16 protein-coding genes are annotated in these 16,027 nt (G+C 68.9%); 5 read left to right on the top strand and 11 right to left on the bottom strand.

Annotated features, from left to right (window positions below):
• Nucleotides 1-35: 35 nt before the first annotated feature.
• Nucleotides 36-515, top strand: coding sequence for a hypothetical protein (locus ACFQ9K_RS23960; protein WP_378721066.1), 480 nt, complete (start codon nucleotides 36-38; stop codon nucleotides 513-515).
• A 4-nt stretch (nucleotides 516-519) separates the two neighbouring features.
• Here the strand turns inward: ACFQ9K_RS23960 and ACFQ9K_RS23955 are convergent, their stop codons facing one another.
• The gene (locus tag ACFQ9K_RS23955; protein ID WP_378721067.1) at nucleotides 520-1,122 is read right to left on the bottom strand and encodes a hypothetical protein; all 603 of its coding nucleotides are present in this window, start codon (nucleotides 1,120-1,122) and stop codon (nucleotides 520-522) included.
• Nucleotides 1,123-1,181: 59 nt separating this feature from the next.
• Nucleotides 1,182-2,171 (bottom strand): alpha/beta fold hydrolase, encoded by a 990-nt coding sequence (locus ACFQ9K_RS23950; protein ID WP_378721068.1) that lies wholly within the window; start codon nucleotides 2,169-2,171, stop codon nucleotides 1,182-1,184.
• A gap of 54 nt (nucleotides 2,172-2,225) precedes the next feature.
• Between ACFQ9K_RS23950 and ACFQ9K_RS23945 the strand changes: the two genes are divergently transcribed.
• Nucleotides 2,226-3,074 (top strand): SDR family NAD(P)-dependent oxidoreductase, encoded by an 849-nt coding sequence (locus ACFQ9K_RS23945; protein WP_378721069.1) that lies wholly within the window; start codon nucleotides 2,226-2,228, stop codon nucleotides 3,072-3,074.
• A 23-nt stretch (nucleotides 3,075-3,097) separates the two neighbouring features.
• Here ACFQ9K_RS23945 and ACFQ9K_RS23940 read toward each other — a convergent pair whose 3' ends face one another.
• Nucleotides 3,098-3,988, bottom strand: a complete 891-nt coding sequence (locus tag ACFQ9K_RS23940; RefSeq protein ID WP_378721070.1) for a LysR family transcriptional regulator — start codon at nucleotides 3,986-3,988, stop codon at nucleotides 3,098-3,100.
• Between the two features lie 69 nt (nucleotides 3,989-4,057).
• On the opposite strand from ACFQ9K_RS23940, the gene ACFQ9K_RS23935 reads away from it, so the two are divergent.
• On the top strand, nucleotides 4,058-5,191 hold the full coding sequence (locus ACFQ9K_RS23935; protein ID WP_378721071.1) for a YbfB/YjiJ family MFS transporter: 1,134 nt from the start codon (nucleotides 4,058-4,060) through the stop codon (nucleotides 5,189-5,191).
• On the opposite strand, the gene secG is transcribed toward ACFQ9K_RS23935, so the two are convergent.
• From secG to ACFQ9K_RS23910, 5 genes are all read right to left on the bottom strand, one after another.
• Nucleotides 5,178-5,411 carry a preprotein translocase subunit SecG gene (secG, locus tag ACFQ9K_RS23930; RefSeq protein WP_150408414.1) on the bottom strand — a complete coding sequence of 78 codons (234 nt, stop codon included), beginning with the start codon at nucleotides 5,409-5,411 and terminating at the stop codon, nucleotides 5,178-5,180. The two genes, ACFQ9K_RS23935 and secG, sit on opposite strands and share 14 nt — an antisense overlap.
• A gap of 60 nt (nucleotides 5,412-5,471) precedes the next feature.
• On the bottom strand, nucleotides 5,472-7,067 hold the full coding sequence (locus tag ACFQ9K_RS23925; RefSeq protein ID WP_378721073.1) for an MFS transporter: 1,596 nt from the start codon (nucleotides 7,065-7,067) through the stop codon (nucleotides 5,472-5,474).
• 401 nt (nucleotides 7,068-7,468) lie between these two features.
• Entirely contained in the window at nucleotides 7,469-8,377 is a 909-nt protein-coding gene (locus ACFQ9K_RS23920) for an EamA family transporter (protein ID WP_378721074.1), read from the bottom strand.
• Between the two features lie 642 nt (nucleotides 8,378-9,019).
• Nucleotides 9,020-9,571 carry a hypothetical protein gene (locus tag ACFQ9K_RS23915; protein WP_378721075.1) on the bottom strand — a complete coding sequence of 184 codons (552 nt, stop codon included), beginning with the start codon at nucleotides 9,569-9,571 and terminating at the stop codon, nucleotides 9,020-9,022.
• Nucleotides 9,549-10,178 (bottom strand): TetR/AcrR family transcriptional regulator, encoded by a 630-nt coding sequence (locus ACFQ9K_RS23910; protein WP_378721076.1) that lies wholly within the window; start codon nucleotides 10,176-10,178, stop codon nucleotides 9,549-9,551. The genes ACFQ9K_RS23915 and ACFQ9K_RS23910 overlap by 23 nt, the downstream gene beginning before the upstream one ends.
• A 169-nt stretch (nucleotides 10,179-10,347) precedes the next feature.
• Between ACFQ9K_RS23910 and ACFQ9K_RS23905 the strand changes: the two genes are divergently transcribed.
• Both ACFQ9K_RS23905 and ACFQ9K_RS23900 read left to right on the top strand, forming a co-directional pair.
• On the top strand, nucleotides 10,348-11,769 hold the full coding sequence (locus ACFQ9K_RS23905; RefSeq protein ID WP_378721077.1) for a lipase family protein: 1,422 nt from the start codon (nucleotides 10,348-10,350) through the stop codon (nucleotides 11,767-11,769).
• A gap of 47 nt (nucleotides 11,770-11,816) precedes the next feature.
• Nucleotides 11,817-12,599 carry an META domain-containing protein gene (locus tag ACFQ9K_RS23900; RefSeq protein ID WP_378721078.1) on the top strand — a complete coding sequence of 261 codons (783 nt, stop codon included), beginning with the start codon at nucleotides 11,817-11,819 and terminating at the stop codon, nucleotides 12,597-12,599.
• 57 nt (nucleotides 12,600-12,656) lie between these two features.
• On the opposite strand, the gene tpiA is transcribed toward ACFQ9K_RS23900, so the two are convergent.
• Genes tpiA through gap form a run of 3 tightly spaced genes read right to left on the bottom strand, consistent with a single transcriptional unit; the run spans nucleotide 12,657 to nucleotide 15,707 of the window.
• Complete coding sequence (gene tpiA, locus ACFQ9K_RS23895) at nucleotides 12,657-13,454, bottom strand: triose-phosphate isomerase (RefSeq protein ID WP_378721079.1); 798 nt, start codon at nucleotides 13,452-13,454, stop codon at nucleotides 12,657-12,659.
• Between the two features lie 14 nt (nucleotides 13,455-13,468).
• Entirely contained in the window at nucleotides 13,469-14,683 is a 1,215-nt protein-coding gene (locus tag ACFQ9K_RS23890; protein ID WP_378721080.1) for a phosphoglycerate kinase, read from the bottom strand.
• 4 nt (nucleotides 14,684-14,687) lie between these two features.
• On the bottom strand, nucleotides 14,688-15,707 hold the full coding sequence (gap, locus tag ACFQ9K_RS23885; protein ID WP_378721081.1) for a type I glyceraldehyde-3-phosphate dehydrogenase: 1,020 nt from the start codon (nucleotides 15,705-15,707) through the stop codon (nucleotides 14,688-14,690).
• Between the last annotated feature and the right edge of the window lie 320 nt (nucleotides 15,708-16,027).

The following is a 16,027-nucleotide window of genomic DNA, read 5'->3' as shown; positions in this document are numbered from 1 at the left end:
AGTGACGGTGACGACCAGCGGTGGAGGGCACGGCGATGACGATGATGTCCATGCTCGGCGAGGTTCGGCCGGAGCACGATCGCGCGGCGGACGGCGACCTGGTGCTCCTGCACTATCTGCGCTCCTTCCGAAAGCCGGTGCTCGAGGTGTGGTCGGCCGCGACCGACCGCGGGCAGCTGGCGCACTGGCTCGGCGCGGTGTCGGGCGGCAACGGCAATCTGACCATCGAACCGATGGACGGACCGGTGTCGCGGCCGGTCGCGGTGCGGGTCGGGCACTGCCAGGCGCCGCACGAGTTGATCGTGCACATCGACGGGTGCCTGCTGGAGGTGCGGATGACCCAGGTCGGTGTGGTCACCAACGTCGAACTGATCCGTCGCCACGTCACCCCCGCGGACGCGCGCGAAATCGGCCCGCGCTGGCAGTACCTGCTGGATCGGCTCACCGCCTACCTGGATTACCAACCGCTGCCGCAGTGGGCCGACTACCCGAAGCGGGCCGACGAATACCGCTGAGCGGTCAGACGAAGAAGCCGGCGATCCCCCAGCCCGGCCGGGCCTGCGCCTCGCGGATCCACTCCATGCACGACTCGATCGCCGCGAGCACCTCGTGGTCGACCTCCTCGCGCTGCCTCGGGCTCGTCGATTCCCATTGCACCAGGGCTTCGGCGCACTGCTCCGGGGTCCATTCGCCGTAGCCGGGTAGCTCTTCCGGTTCGGGTAGCGCGGCGGGCAACGCGTGATAGACGAAATCGGCGAGGCTGATCGCCTTGATGCCGAGCTCGGCCAGGCCCTCGTCGACCTGTTCCAGCCAACTGCCACGGAACGGGGAGAAGTAGCGGTTGTCCAGGAACCTGCCGTAGAACTGGCAGATCGTTTGGTACGCATAGGCGTATTGGAAGCCGTAGCCCGGATCGAACGGGCCGCCGTCGATGACCGCGCGCACCGCGTCGTACCGGGCGGGCGCGCCGTTCGCGATCTCCTCGGCGAACCAGTCGTCGGCGTGCGCCAGCTGCGCCTTGAACCGGCCGCCGATCATGCGCCGGAGCTTGTCGTCCCGCGAGCCGATCGCGGCCCTGACCCTATCCAGTTCGACGACGTAAACGCTCAGGCTGTAACTCATGAGCGAACATTAGCGGCACCCACCGACATGAACGGCGCACCGACGGAAGGCGTTTGACGCTAGGCCGGGACGTCGGAGGGGTTGGGGACCAGGTCGTGGAGGTGGGTGACGAGCAGGGTGTCGACCTCGGCGGCGCGTTCCAGTTGGACGAGGTGGCCCGCGTCGGCGATCTTGGTGACCGCGCGCAGGTCGGGGACGTGGTTGCGCAGGGTGGCGAGGGGGTCGCGGCCGCTGAACCCCTCCATGTCGGGGTCGTGGTCGCCGTACATGAAGTAGGCGGGGACGGTGACGGACGCGTCGGCGTAGTCGGCGGTGAGTTCCCAATTACGGTCCAGGGCGCGGTACCAGTTCAGGCCGCCGGTGAAGCCGGTGCGTTCGAAATCCTGGGCCAGGGTGTCGAATTCGGGTTCGGTCAGCCAGCGCCAGGGCAGCGGCGGGGCCTCCGGCAGCACGTCGAGGTAGCCGGTGCCCTCCGCCGGGAACTGCCAGGTGTCGAGATAGTGGTAGTCGGCGCTGAGCGAGTAGTAGACACGCTGAAGGAATTCCCTTGGGCGGGCTGCGAGTTCGGCGTCGGCCACGCCGGGCGCCTGAAAGTAGTGCAGGTGCAGGAAGTGTCGCGCGGCGGCCTTGGCCCACAGTTGCGACGGCGAGCGCGGCGGGCGGGGCGCGAAGGGATTGTTCAGCACGATGACGCCGCGTACCCGTTCCGGGGCGCGTAATGCCAACTCCCACACCAGGGCCGCGCCGAAATCCAGCCCGACGAAGACCGCCTGCTCGGCGCCGATGTCGTCGAGCAACGCGAACAGGTCGCCGATCACCGCCTCGTTCGTGTACGAATCCACATCCGCGGGCCGGTCGGTCTGCCCATACCCGCGCAGGTCCGGAGCGATGGCCCGGTAGCCCGCCGCCGCGACCGACTCCAGCTGGTTGTGCCAGATGAACCAGGTGTGCGGGAAGCCGTGGCAGAAGATCACCGGATACCCCTCACCCTGCTCGGCGACGTGCATCCGGACGCCGTTGGTCGTCACGAACCGATGCGTCAACTCCACTGCGGCCTCCAAAACCTAGAACGTGTTCTTGTTTCACGGTAGTGTCCTGAAGTCGTGAGCGGAATACCTAACCCACTGACCGGCAAGATCGCGGTGGTCACCGGCGCGAGTCGCGGCATCGGCAAGGGCATCGCCCTCGAGCTCGGGGCGGCGGGGGCGACGGTGTTCGTCACCGGGCGCTCGGATGCGCCCGGGCGGTTGCCCGGCACGGTCGGTGAGACCGCCGCCGCGATCGACGCGGCGGGCGGGGTCGGCGTTCCGATCGTCTGCGATCACCGCGACGACGACGCGGTGCAGCGACTGTTCCAGCGGATTCGCGACGAGCACGGGCGCCTCGACGTGCTGGTGAACAACGTCTACAACTCCCCCGCCGCGGCCCGCTGGCTCGGCAAGCCGTTCTGGGAGGTGCCGCCGAAGGCGTGGGACGAGACCTTCGATATCGGCGTCCGATCGCACTATGTGGCAAGCGTTTTCGGCGCGCCGCTGCTGATCGAGTCGGACGGGTTGATCGTCAACATCTCCTCCCCCGGCGCGATCCGGTACATGCACAACGCGGTGTACGGTGTCGCGAAGACCGCCCTGGATCGCCTCACCGCCGACCTGGCGCACAACCTGGCCGACACCAAGGTCACCGTCGTCTCGTTGTGGCCCGGCATCGTGGATACCGAACTGCTGCAACTGGTTCCGGCCGACGCACAGGGCCGGCGCCTGGTCACCCTGCCCGGCGAAGGCACCTTCGACCTCGCCGAGGCCGAGACCCCCCGCTTCCCCGGCCGCGCCGTCGTCGCCCTGGCCACCGACCCCGACCGCCGTTCCCGCACCGGATCGGCATGGCGGGTAGCCGATCTCGCCGATACCTACGGCTTCACCGACCTGGACGGCCGCATCCCCCGCGCCGACTGACACTCGGGACCCGGGTCCTGAGGTCAGGCGAGGGTGAGGAAGCGCTGGACCGCACGGGTGGGTTCGGGTTTGGCGCGCCAGGCCAGGTAGACGTGGGAGGGCGGTGCGTCGGGGACGTCGAGGTAGACCACGCCGGGGTGGGGGGCGCGGGTGCGGGCCAGGGCGGGGGCGCCGCCGATGCCGCGGTTCGCGGCGACGAGTTCGATCCATTCGTCGAAGTTGCGGCAGGTGATGATCTGCCGGTTCGGGTCGGCCGGTACCCAGGAATCGGCATGGGTGGTGCCGGAGACCTCGTTCACCACCAGCGGGTATCCGGCGAGATCGGCCCAGTGCAGGGCGGTCGCCCCGGCCAGCGGTGAGTTGGCGGCGACCGCGAGCACGCGCTGCTCGGTCGCGATCCGGCGGGATCGGAGGTGGCTCGGCAGCCGAGTCTCCCCGCGGTAGATGGCGATATCGATGGCGCGGGTATCGAGCGCGGCCAGCGGGTCGTCGACGCGGTGCAGGGTGATGCGGCCGCCGAGGGCCTCGTAGCGGCGGCGGGTGGCCGCGAGCCAGGTGGCAGGCAGCAACCAGGCGAAGCCGATCTCGATGGCGGCGCGCGATCGCAGCTGCGCGGTGACCGTGTCGACGTCGGCGAGGATCCGCCTGGCGTGCGCCAGCAGTTCGGCGCCCTCGTCGGTGAGAGCGAAACGCCGGGACGTGCGTTCGATGAGGCGGCACTCGAGCTGCCGCTCCAACTGCTGAATAGTCCTGGTCAGCGCCGGTTGGCTCAGGTGCAGGCGAACGGCGGCGCGGGTGTAGTTCTGCTCGTCGCACAGCGCGACGTACGCGCGCAGGTGCCGCAATTCGACGTTCGCCGATCCGCCGGCCTCGACCGGCGCGGGCGCGCCGGACGGCGGCACTTCCTCATCCATGCACCCAGCGTATACACGGTGCGTAGAAAGCATTTCTCCGATGGGAAAAAGGACCGTACGGTCGCTGAGGTGACCGTTACTCTCGCTCGACCTCCGCGCAGCAGCCTCGCCCCTGCCTTCGCGGCCGCCGCCGGCCTGGCCGCCGCGATGGGCGTCGGCCGGTTCGTCTACACGCCGCTGCTGCCGATCATGGTGGACGCGCACCGGATCGACGCCAACGACGGTGCGGTGATCGCGACCGCCAACTACGCGGGCTATCTGCTCGGCGCCATTCTGCTCACCCGCTGGCCGGAGCTGAACTCCCGCACCGTCTTCCGGCTCGCCGCCGCGCTGCTGATCGTCAGCGAACTGCTGATGGCGGTGCCCGCGCCCACGATTGTCCCTGCGGCCCTTCGCCTTATCGCCGGCGTCAGCAGCGCCGTCGTCTTCGTCGCCTGCGCCGGGGTGGCGGCCAGGCACGGCAGCAGCCGGGACGCGGCCGGAATCGCCATCAGCGGAGTCGGTTTCGGGATCGCGCTGACCGGATTGCTGGTGCTGGCCGTGCGGCCGTTCCTCGGCTGGCAGAGCATGTGGCTGGTCTCGGCCGCGCTGACCGTGCTGTTGCTGCTGCCCGCGTGGCGGCTCGACATCCAGCCCGGACGCCGGGCGGGCAAGGCCGCCATCCGGTCGACGGGTGCGTGGCGGGCGCTGCTGGTCTCCTATTTCCTGGAGGGCCTCGGGTACATCGTGATCGGCACGTTCCTGGTGGCGGCGATCAGCGATCAGCGCGGGCAGGTGGTCGGCGCGTGGATCTGGGTGGTGGTCGGCGCGGCCGCGGTGCCCGCCACGGTGCTGTGGGGCATTGCCGCGCGACGCTGGAGCCCGGCGGTCGCGATGCCGATCGCGCTAGTGGCGCAGTGTGTTTCGGCGGTGCTGCCCGCGCTCACCACCGCGGTGTGGCCCGCCGTGCTGTCGGCGGCCCTGTTCGGCGCGACGTTCCTCGGCATCGTGATGCTGGCGATCCGGATCGGTGGGGAGCTGTCGGACGGCAATGCGGCGGCACCACTGACCGCCGTCTATGGCGCGGGGCAGATGCTCGGTCCGTTGGTGGTGGCGCCGGTGATCGGCGACAGCTATCCGGCCGCGTTCGTCATCGCCGCCATCGTGCTGGCGGGTGCGACGATCGCGGCCGGTGTGGTGACGCGCCTGATCAGGCGAACTTGATCTCCAAGCCGATGCCGATGATGGCGATGACCCATACCAGGCCGGTGAAGACGGTGATTCGGTCGAGGTTTTTCTCCACAACGGTCGAGCCAGAGAGGCTGGACTGCACACCGCCGCCGAACAGGCTGGACAGACCTCCACCCTTGGCGCGGTGCAGCAGCACCAGCAGCACCAGCAGCACGCTGGCGATGATCAGGAGGATATCGAGGAACATCCGCATGCCGCACAGTGTATGCGGACGATCCGATCCCACCGAATCAGGCACTCGGCAAGGCCGATCCTAAGCAGGCAAAATCGCGACCAGATGGGTGATCCGGTCGTCGCCGATGGTGTATTTCGACGCCTCCTGCTCGCGCAGCTGGTCCTGCGCGGTGAGCCTGACCTGGTGTTGGTGCATGTGTTCGGCCCAGGAGCGGACCACGAACGCCTCGACGTAGCGATCGAGCACGCCGACGTCGCGATACAGTCGCCACTCCATCGCCCCAGTTCGCTGCCTGGACCGGCCGACGAACGCCATCGCGGCCATGAACTCGTCCACGTTCTCCGCCGGGACGTCGTAGGTGCGCAGCACCATGACCGGTCCGTCGGCGGGTTCGGGTTCGACCACGAGCTGCGGTTCCGGCCAGTACGCCGACGGGGTCTGATCCAGGTTCTCCGCGTTGTGCCCGATCGGCAGCCACACCGTGCTCACCGCGCAGAGCGCGAGCAGCCCCGCCGCGGCCAGCAGCGCGAACACCGGTCCCAGCGCACCCGCGACCACACCCCAGGCCAGCGAGCCGATCGCCTGCCCGCCCATGAACACCAGCAGGTACACCGACAGCCCGCGCGCACGCACCCAGGCGGGCAGCAGCAACTGCATGGTCGAGTTCATCGTGGACATGGCCAGCAGCCAGGCGAAGCCGGCGAAGACCAGCAGCACCAGCACGACGGGGACGATGTGCACCAGCGCCGTGGTCGCGGACGCGATCCCGAACAGGACGGCGGCCAGGGCCAGTCGCTGGGTAGGCGTCAGCAGGGTGCGCAGCCGGGACAGGCCGACGGCGCCGAGCACCGCGCCGATGCCGAGCGCCGCCAGCATCAGCCCGTAGCCGGAGGAGGACAGCCCGAGTTCGTCGCGCGCGATCACCGGCAGCAGCGCCCACACCGCGCTGGCCGGGGCGATGAACAGGATCGAGCGCAGCAGCACGCGCCGGATCGCGGGCGCGGCCTTGATGAACCTGGTCCCGGCCTGCAACGCCGCCAGCGGGCGTTCGCTCGGCAGTTGCCGATCCGTCGCGGGCCTGCGCCACAGGGCGAGCACCGCGACGATGCCGCCGAAGGACACCGCGTTGAGCACGAACACGAACGTCGGGCCGGACAGCGAGACGAGCACGCCCGCGATCGCGGGCCCGACCGCGCGCCCGATATTGATGCTCATGCTGCCGAGCGCGGCGGCCGACGGAATCTGTTCGCGCGGTACCAGTTCCGGCTGAATCGCCTGCCAGGCGGGACCGGTGAGCGCCTGCCCGCAGCCGATCAGGAACAGCAGGATGAGCAAGACCGCAGGCGTGGTGTGCCCGGTCGCCGTCGACACCGCCAGCAGCGCGGCAAGGATCGCCATCGTCGACTGCGCCCCCAGCAGCAGCCTGCGCCGATCGACCAGATCCGCGATCACCCCGGACGGAATGGCCAGGAGCATCACCGGCAACGTGATCGCGGTCTGCACGAACGACACCAGCACCGCCGCGTTCGGCTCGTCGACCAGCACCCACTGCGCGCCGACCGTCTGCATCCAGGTGCCGAGGTTCGAGACCAACTGCGCGATCCACAACGCGCGATACACCGGCGACCGCAGCGGAGCCCAGGTCGAAACAGCGGTGTTCGGAGCAGTGATCACTCACCGAAGCTTAGGCTGGCCCGCCTCCGCGACTCGTTCGGGCGGTCGAGGAGTCGCGAGCGGCCTGCTGAGGTGATGGCCATCCGGACGCGGCCAGCGCTCCTGCGCGGCCGGACACCGGCGAGCACGAACTCGAACCGAGACGAACCGTTGCCGCGATTCGTCTCGGTCGATAGTCATCAGGGAGTACGACCTGCCGGACGGGTGCGCACAGCACCGAACAGGACCGCACCCGTAGTCGAGGTCAGCGAACGTATCGCCATCCGCGCCGGCGGCAATAGCGACCACCCGCGGTGGCAACCGGCAGCAGCACTGGCGACCGGCGGCGATGGTGTGGGTGGCTCCTGCGACCTGTGGGCCACCCGGGTGCCCGCGACATCGGGTGACCTGAGCATTCGTGGCTATTCGACCTCGCCGGTACGCGGCTGGTTGCCCGCGAGGATGAGGGCCACGGTCAGCAGGGCCGCTCCGAGCAGGCCGAGGGGGGTGAGGCGTTCGCCGAGGACGATGGCGGCGAGGAGGGCGCCGGTGAGGGGTTCGAGGAGGGCGAGGATGGCCGCGGTGCCGGGGCCGGCGTCGGGGAGGCCGCGGAAATAGAGGGTGTAGGCGATCGCGGTCGGCACCAGGCCGAGCGCGGCGAGGAGGGCGAAACCGCCGGGGCTCGGGGCGAAGGTGATGCCGGTGGCGAGGGCCAGTGGGGCGAGTAGGGCTGCGCCGCCGGTGAATCCGAGACCGGTGGTGGTCATCGGGTCGAGGCCCTCGACCGGTTGGGAACTGATCACGGTGACCGTGGCGAAGGCGGCCGCGGCCGCGACGGCGAGGGCCGCACCGGCGAGCAGGCCGGTCGCGCCGACGTCATCGGCGGGGACGCCGACCAACAGGGCCAGGCCGGACAGCGCGAGACCGATGGTCGCCGCGCGCCTCCGGTCGACGGCGCGTCTGCCGGTGAACTGTTCCAGCAGCGCGACCACCACGGGTGACGCACCGATGGTGATCAAGGTGGCGACGCTGACCGACGATGCCGCCACCGCACCGAAATAGCAGGCTTGGAATGTAGCCGCGAGGACAGCGACCGCGCCGATTCTTCGCCAGGCCACGAGGTTTCGCGGCCAAGGCCGACGTGCCGCCGCGAGTAAGGCGACGAGCAGCAAGCCGCCGACGGCGAGCCGGCAGGTAGCCACCGCGACAGGTGACAAACCGGTGGCGCGGCCCAGCAGCGTGCCGAGCAAACCACCGGTCCCCCAGAGCATTCCGGCGCCGACGAGGTAGACCAGCCCGGAACGGCCGGCCGTGGACAGAGATATGGACATGAAAGGGTGCGCTCCTGCGACAGAGAGGGATGGGGTCGCGGAAGCGAGGTGCACATCGAATGCCGAAGAACCGCAGCTTTTCTCGATCGATCGCAGTCCGTCAGCCGACCCGAGTTCGCCGAAACGAACGCGGGCACGCGGAACAGGCGCAATCCACCAGGACTGGCCCCGCTGACGCGAGCGCGAAGCAATGCGGAAAGGTCGCAGCCGCTCCGAACCCAGCGTCACCGAAGCGAACACAGGCAGTGCGGAACGGACGCGATCCGTTCCCGACCCGGGCGTCCCCGAAGCGGACGCGCAGGTACGCGGAACGGCGCTACCGGATGCAGCCTGGTCGTCAGGCCGCTGACCGGAGCGAATGCGGAAGTACGCCTACACCTCGCTCAGGAGGCGAGCGGCGGGGAGATCGGGAGGAATCGATGCACGCGGCCGAGCCTAGCGCCTGTCCGCGCGACTTGTCGCCTGCATATATGGCGCCGATGCGCGCAACGCTCGAGCTGCCACAATTCTGGCCGGGACCTCGGCACCCAGGCGGTACGCCCCAGCCAGCAAGATCGTCCCCACGGCACGCGCCGCAACGGATCCGCCGCGGTCGCGATCGCCACGAGGTAGGTCCGGCAGCACGAGCCCTCCCCGTCGCGACTATCGCTCGGGCGCGCGCAGCAACGGATCTGCGGCGATCCTGGCGGCGGTCTCGGCATCGGGCAAGTAGGGCCGCGCTCGCACGATCCATTCGGCGCGGAGTTCGGGGATGGTCACCTGCTGTTCGTCCCACTCGGTGTGCAGCAGGCCGGTCCAGTCCATCGCCGCGGCGCCGTCGGGGTCGCCGAAGGTGTAGGCGAGGTGGTCGTTCCATGCGGAGTAGGAGGTGACGAGCGTAACCGCCGCCGGCACACGGAGTTCGAGCAACCACCGGCCGTGCGCCCATTCGTGGTCGCCGAGAAGCGCATTCGCGGTGCGCCGCACGGCCTTACCGCGAAGGGCGCGCCCCGGCCAGCACCACACCGGCGGCCCATCCGGGCAATCGATACCGCGCCTTGCCATTTCGGCCACCACCGCCCGATACGCGGGCCGGAAGTTCGCGGACACGAGATCCCAGTCGGCGCGGTAGCGACCGCTCGCCCGAACCGCGGCGACCACCTCGGGCGCCTGCAGCGTCCACAACCGCACCTTATTCGTCGATCGATTCGGCATAGTTGCGCAGCATGTCCCCGACCAGCTTCAGTACCTGTTCATCGAGTTCAGGCCGCTGGTACACGCCGCGCACGACCGCCTGCCCGGAGAACACGTGCAGCGCCATGAAGAACATCGGCTCGTGCAGGCGCTGCGGAAACTGGCCGAGCACCCCGGTGCGGTCCACGGCGGCGACGATATCGTCGTAATAGTTCTCGACCGTCGGCGCGATCCTGGTCCGCAGCTCCGCGTCCGAGCGGGCGGCGAGGTAGATCTCGCGCAACGCGTGCGTGGTGTTGTCCTGCTGCGCGGCCTGCAGGAACCGCAACGCCGTGTCGAGCGGATTCGCTTGATCCCCAATATGTTCCATCACCAGGCTGAACGCGGCCAACTGCCGGGTGACGATCGCCTCCGCGGTGCGCACGATCAGGTCGAGCCTGCTGTCGAACTGCCGGAACATGGCCCCGACGGACAACCCCGCGCGCCCGCAGATCTCCTGCACGGTCGTGCGCTGGTAGCCGACCTCGCCGATGGCGGCGATCGTCGCATCGATCAGCTTGGCGACGGTGGCCGCGCGGCGTTCCTGCTGCGTCCGCCGTGGACGCGATGTTTCGGCGCTCCCGGTCATGATTACCCATCCTGCCCGCCCGGCCACGCGGGGGCGGTCACGGGGTCAGCGTGATCGTTGACACAGCGACAGGGCGCGCTCTACAGTCGACGCGCCAATTAGGAAGCATCTGCTCTCTTTTTTCGGGAGCCGTGGCGCGCAGCGTTGCGTAGAGGTCGAGGAGTTCCACATGAAGATGGGCACTGCCGCGGGCACCAAGCGGATGGTCGCGCACACTTGCCTGGCATTGGCCGCGGGTTTGACCGTGGCGATGAGTCCCGTGCTGGTCGGGCTGGCCCACGCGGATCCGGTGCCGGTCGCGCCACCGCTGCCGTTCCCGCTCCCGCCCGCGCCGCCGTACCTGGACCCGGGCTTCTACAACCCGGACCCGGCCAAGGTCGCCGCGGCGCAGCCCGGCGAGATCCTGGGCGCCCGGCAGGTCAATCTCGCGAACTTCTTCCTGATCCCGCTCAACGTGCGGGCCTGGCAGTTGTCATATCGCAGCACCAACACCCGCGGCGAGGCGATCCCCGCGGTCGCCACGGTCATCGTGCCGTACCGCCCGTCGCCGACCCCCGACCGGAGCCTGGTCTCGTTCCAGTTCGCCGAGGACTCGCTGTCGGTGAACTGCGCGCCGTCCTATGTGCTGCAGATGGGCTCGCTGCCCAACCCGACCAATCCGGTGATCAGCGCCGAGTTCATCGAGGTCCAAGCCATGTTGCAGCTCGGGCACGCGGTCGTCGTACCCGACCATCAGGGACCGAACGCGGCATACGCGACCGGCCCGCTCGGCGGCCGGATCACGCTGGACGCGATTCGCGCGGCGCAGAACTTCGAACCCGCCGGGCTGCCGGGAACGGCGACCCGCACGGCACTGTGGGGCTACTCGGGCGGCGCGATCCCCACCGCGCACGCCGCCGAACTACAGCGCGAGTACGCACCGGAGCTGAACCTGGTCGGCACCGCGGCGGGCGGCGTGATGGCCGACATCCGCACGGCGATCGATTACAACAACGGCACCTCTACCTTCGGCGGCGCGGTGCTCGGCGGATTGTTCGGCGTGGCACGGGAATACCCGGAACTCGATCAGTTCGTCGACCGGTACATGAACCCGCTCGGCAAAGCCATCCGGGTGGTGCACGAAGGGCAATGCGTCGTACTGCAATTCGCCGGATTCCCGTTCGTGAACATCAAGGGCCTGTTCGACTATCCCGGCGGTGACCCGCTCAGCGCGCCCGAACTACAGCCCATGCTCGAACAGATCAGCCTCGGCCGCCGCGGCACTCCGATGTCGCCGATGTACTTCTACGAGGCGCCGCTCGACGAGGTGATGCCCGTCAACGCGCTCAACAAGGTCTACGACACCTACTGCAAGGATCCGAGCGCCAAGGTGTTCTACACCAGGGAGCTGATCAGCGAGCACGGCATCGCCGCGGTCTCGGGCGCGGGTTCGGCCGCGCTGTGGCTCAACGATCGGCTCAACGGCATCCCCGCGCCGGCGGGGTGCAGCAACCGCGACGTGCCGTTGCAGATCCTCGATCCCGGCGCGTTCGCCGCCTTCGCCAACGCCGTCGGCCAGACGCTCGCCTCGGCTCTAGGCATGCCGGTCTGACCGGCCGAAAACCCGGCCGGACCGCACGACGTCGGTACCATCGCGTCATGTCGGCTAACTTCGTGCGGTTCGGCCCGGTCGCCCTGCTGGCCCTGCTCGCGGTCGGCGCCTGCTCGAGCGGCGACTCGAAGCCCCCCTCGACCACGCCCGAACTGGCCGGCCACACCTTCCTATCGACCGGGGTCGAGGGCACGCCGATACCCGGCGGCGGCCCGCTGACCCTCACCTTCAAGGACGACCGGATCGCCGCGGACGCGGGGTGCAACTCCTACTCGGGCGCGGTCACGCTCGACGAGCACAAGCTGCGGGTGTCCGGCCTGGCCAGCACCCTGATGGCCTGCACGGGCGACCGGCAGGGCGCGGACGAGTGGCTCAACGGCCTGCTGAACTCCGACCCCACCTGGCAGCTCGACGGCGCGAAGCTGACCCTGAAGTCGGACAACCTGACCGTCACCCTGCTGGACAAGAAGGTCGCCGTGCCGGACCGGCAGATCAAGGGCACCACCTGGACCGTCACCGCCCTGATCACCGCGGACGCCCAAATCCGTTCGCAGACCATCGACGAGGTGAAACCGACGCTCACCATCGCGGCGGACGGCAGCGTCACCGGAACCGCCGGCTGCAACCGGATGACCGGCCGCGCAACGGGTCCCGACACCGAACCGACCTTCCAGATCGCCACCACGAAGATGCTCTGCCCGGTCGAGGTGATGGACGTCGAGCAGTCGGTCCTGAAAGCCTTGGACGGCAAGACGACCGCGACCGTCGACGCGGACATCCTCACCCTGCGCAACGCCAACGGCAACGGGCTCACCCTGCGCGCGCAGTAGCGTTCGCACGAGCAGAGCCGGGCACCCGAAGGTGCCCGGCTCTGCTCGGGAAAACGGTTACGGCAGTGGACCGCCCGCGGCGATCGCGGACAGGGTGGCGAACTCGTCACCCTTCAGCGAGGCACCGCCGACCAGCGCACCGTCGATATCGGCCTGTCCGACCAGCTCGCCGACATTCTTGGCGTTGACCGAGCCGCCGTAGAGCACCCGGACACCCGCGGCGACCTCCGGGGAGGCCAGCTCGGCCAGCTCCGCCCGGATCGCGCCGCAGACCTCCTGCGCGTCCGCCGGGGTGGCGACCTTGCCGGTGCCGATCGCCCAGACCGGCTCGTAGGCGATGACGACCTTCGAGATCTCCTCCGCCGTCAGGCCTTTCAGCGAACCGCGCAGCTGCTCGAGGTTGTACTCGACGTGCGTCTTCGCCTCGCGCACATTCAGGCCCTCGCCGATGCAGACGATCGGGGTGAGCCCGTACTTCAGCGCCTGCTTGGTCTTGGCCAGCACGAGGGCATCGTCCTCGTGGTGGTACTGCCTGCGCTCGGAGTGCCCGACCGCGACGAAGGTGCAGCCGAGCTTGGCCAGCATCGAGCCGCTGACCTCACCGGTGTAGGCACCCGAGTCGTGCGCCGAAATGTCTTGCGCCCCATAGGTGAGCAACAGCTTGTCGCCCTCCACCAGCGTCTGCACGCTGCGCAGGTCGGTGAACGGCGGCAGCACCGAGACATCGACCTTGGCGAAGTACTTCTCCGGCAACGCGAACGCGATCTTCTGCACCAGCGCGATCGCCTCGAGGTGGTTGAGGTTGAGCTTCCAGTTACCCGCGATGAGCGGCTTCCTGGCGAGAGACTTGGTCACAGTCGTAGCACTCCTCAATCGTCCAGCACTGCGATGCCCGGAAGTTCCTTGCCCTCCAGGTATTCCAGCGACGCGCCGCCGCCGGTGGAGATGTGCGAGAAACCGTCGTCGGGCAGCCCGAGCGCGCGCACGGCCGCCGCGGAGTCGCCACCGCCGACGACGGTGAACGCACCCTTGCCGGTCGCGGTGACGATGGCCTCGGCCACGCCCTTGGTGCCTGCCGCGAAGCTCTCGAACTCGAACACGCCCATCGGGCCGTTCCAGAACACCGTCTTCGCCTCGGTCAGCAGCGCGGTGAACCGGGAGGTCGACTCGGGGCCGATGTCCAGGCCCAGCCAACCGTCCGGAATCTCGTGCGCCGGAACGACCTTCGAGTCCGCGTCGGCGGCGAACTTGTTCGCCACCACGATGTCGCGGGGCAGGTGGATGACGTCGGCGTACCGGTCGAGCAGGCCCTTGCAGGTGTCGATCATCTCCTCCTGCAACAGCGAGGCGCCGACCGAAAGGCCCTGCGCGGCAAGGAAGGTGAAGCACATGCCGCCACCGATGACCAGCGTGTCGACCTTCGGCGCGAGCGCCTCGATGACCGCGAGCTTGTCGGAGACCTTCGACCCGCCGAGCACGACCGCGTACGGCCGTTCGGTGTCGGTGGTCAGCTTGGCCAGCACGTCGACCTCGGCCGCGACCAGCTGACCCGCGTAGTGCGGCAGCAGCTTCGCCACGTCGTACACCGACGCCTGCTTGCGATGCACCACACCGAAGCCGTCGGACACGAACGCGCCGTCGTCGCCGACCAGTTCGACCAGCGCGGCGGCCAGCTTGCCCCGCTGCGCGTCGTCCTTGCTGGTCTCGCGCGGATCGAAGCGGATGTTCTCCAGCAGGAGGACATCGCCGTCGGTCAGCCCCTCCGAGCGCGCGAGCGCGTCCCCGCCGACCACGTCACCGGCGAGCTGGACGTTGCGGCCCAGTTCCTCGGCGAGCTTCGCGGCGACCGGGGCCAGCGAGAGCTTGGCGTCCCGCTCGCCTTTCGGCCGGCCGAGATGCGCGGTGACGATCACCTTCGCGCCGGCCTCGGCCAGCGCCTTGATGGTCGGCACGGACGCGATGATCCGGCCGGGGTCGGTGATCTGGCCGTTGTCGTCGAGGGGGACGTTCAGGTCGGAGCGCACGAGCACGCCCCGACCTTCGACACCCTCGCTGAGCAGATCGTCGAGAGTTCGGATTGTCATGGCCTCAGAGCGACTTGCCGACGAGGCCGATGAGGTCGGCGAGACGGTTCGAGTAGCCCCACTCGTTGTCGTACCAGCCGACGACCTTCACCTGATCGTCGATGACCTTGGTCAGCGGCGCGTCGTAGATGCAGGAGTGCGGGTCGGTGACGATGTCGCTGGACACGATCGGGTCCACGTTGTACTTGAGGTAGCCCTTCAGCGCACCCGCGGCGGCGGCCTGATAGGCGGCGTTGATCTCGTCGATCGAGGCCGACTTGGCCAGCTTGACCGTGAGGTCGGTGACCGAGCCCGTCGGGACCGGCACGCGCAGCGCGTAGCCGTCCAGCTTGCCCTGCAGTTCGGGGAGCACCAGGCCGATGGCCTTCGCGGCGCCGGTGCCGGTGGGCACGATGTTCAGCGCGGCGGCGCGGGCGCGGCGCAGGTCGGCGTGCGGCGCGTCCTGCAGGTTCTGGTCCTGGGTGTACGCGTGAATGGTGGTCATCAGGCCACGCTCGATGCCGAAGGCATCGTGCAGCACCTTGGCCAGCGGGCCGAGGCAGTTGGTGGTGCACGAGGCGTTGGAGATGATGTTCTGGCTGCCGTCGTACTTGTCGTCGTTGACGCCCATGACCACGGTCAGGTCCTCGCCCTTGGCGGGCGCGGAGATGATGACCTTCTTGGCGCCGGACGCGAGGTGGCCCTTGGCCTTGGTCGCGTCGGTGAAGATGCCGGTCGACTCCACGACCACGTCGACACCCAGGTCGCCCCACGGCAGCGCCGCCGGGCCCTCCTTGATGGCCAGCGCCTTGAGCCGCTGGTCACCGACCACGATGGTGTCGTCGCCGTCGAGCGAGACATCCTGCGGCAGACGGCCGAGGATCGAGTCGTACTTGAGCAGGGTCGCGAGAGTCGCGTTGTCGGTGAGGTCGTTGACCGCGACGATCTCGATGTCGGTGGTGCCCAGCGCCTTCTGCGCCTCCACCGCCCGGAAGAAGTTACGTCCGATACGACCGAAGCCGTTGATGCCTACCCGGACAGTCACGTTATCGCTCCTCAGCTTTCAAGCGGATCATTCCGATGTCTAGTAACAGTAGTGCCCACCCGTTACCGCCCTGACATGCACCTGCACACACCACCACGGTAACCAGCGAAATCAATCACCAACCGGTCTGTTTCCTCACAGTACGGATCGCCTACCAGCGGCGCAGCGCTGTCAATCACCCTGGCAATCCGATGCGGTTACCCAGCATGGGCGACATGTGCGCCCTGTGCCGCTTTTCGCCCGCTCCGTTGCGGGTCCAGCACACAGAGACACCCGGCCGGTCGCCGTGCGGGCGACCGGCCGGGTGCGGGCTCTGGTCA

The organism is Nocardia sp. NPDC056564 (genome assembly GCF_042793755.1).
Classification (GTDB): domain Bacteria; phylum Actinomycetota; class Actinomycetes; order Mycobacteriales; family Mycobacteriaceae; genus Nocardia.
Note: the sequence above shows the minus strand (reverse complement) of the source record. Positions and strands in the feature narration are given on the sequence as shown.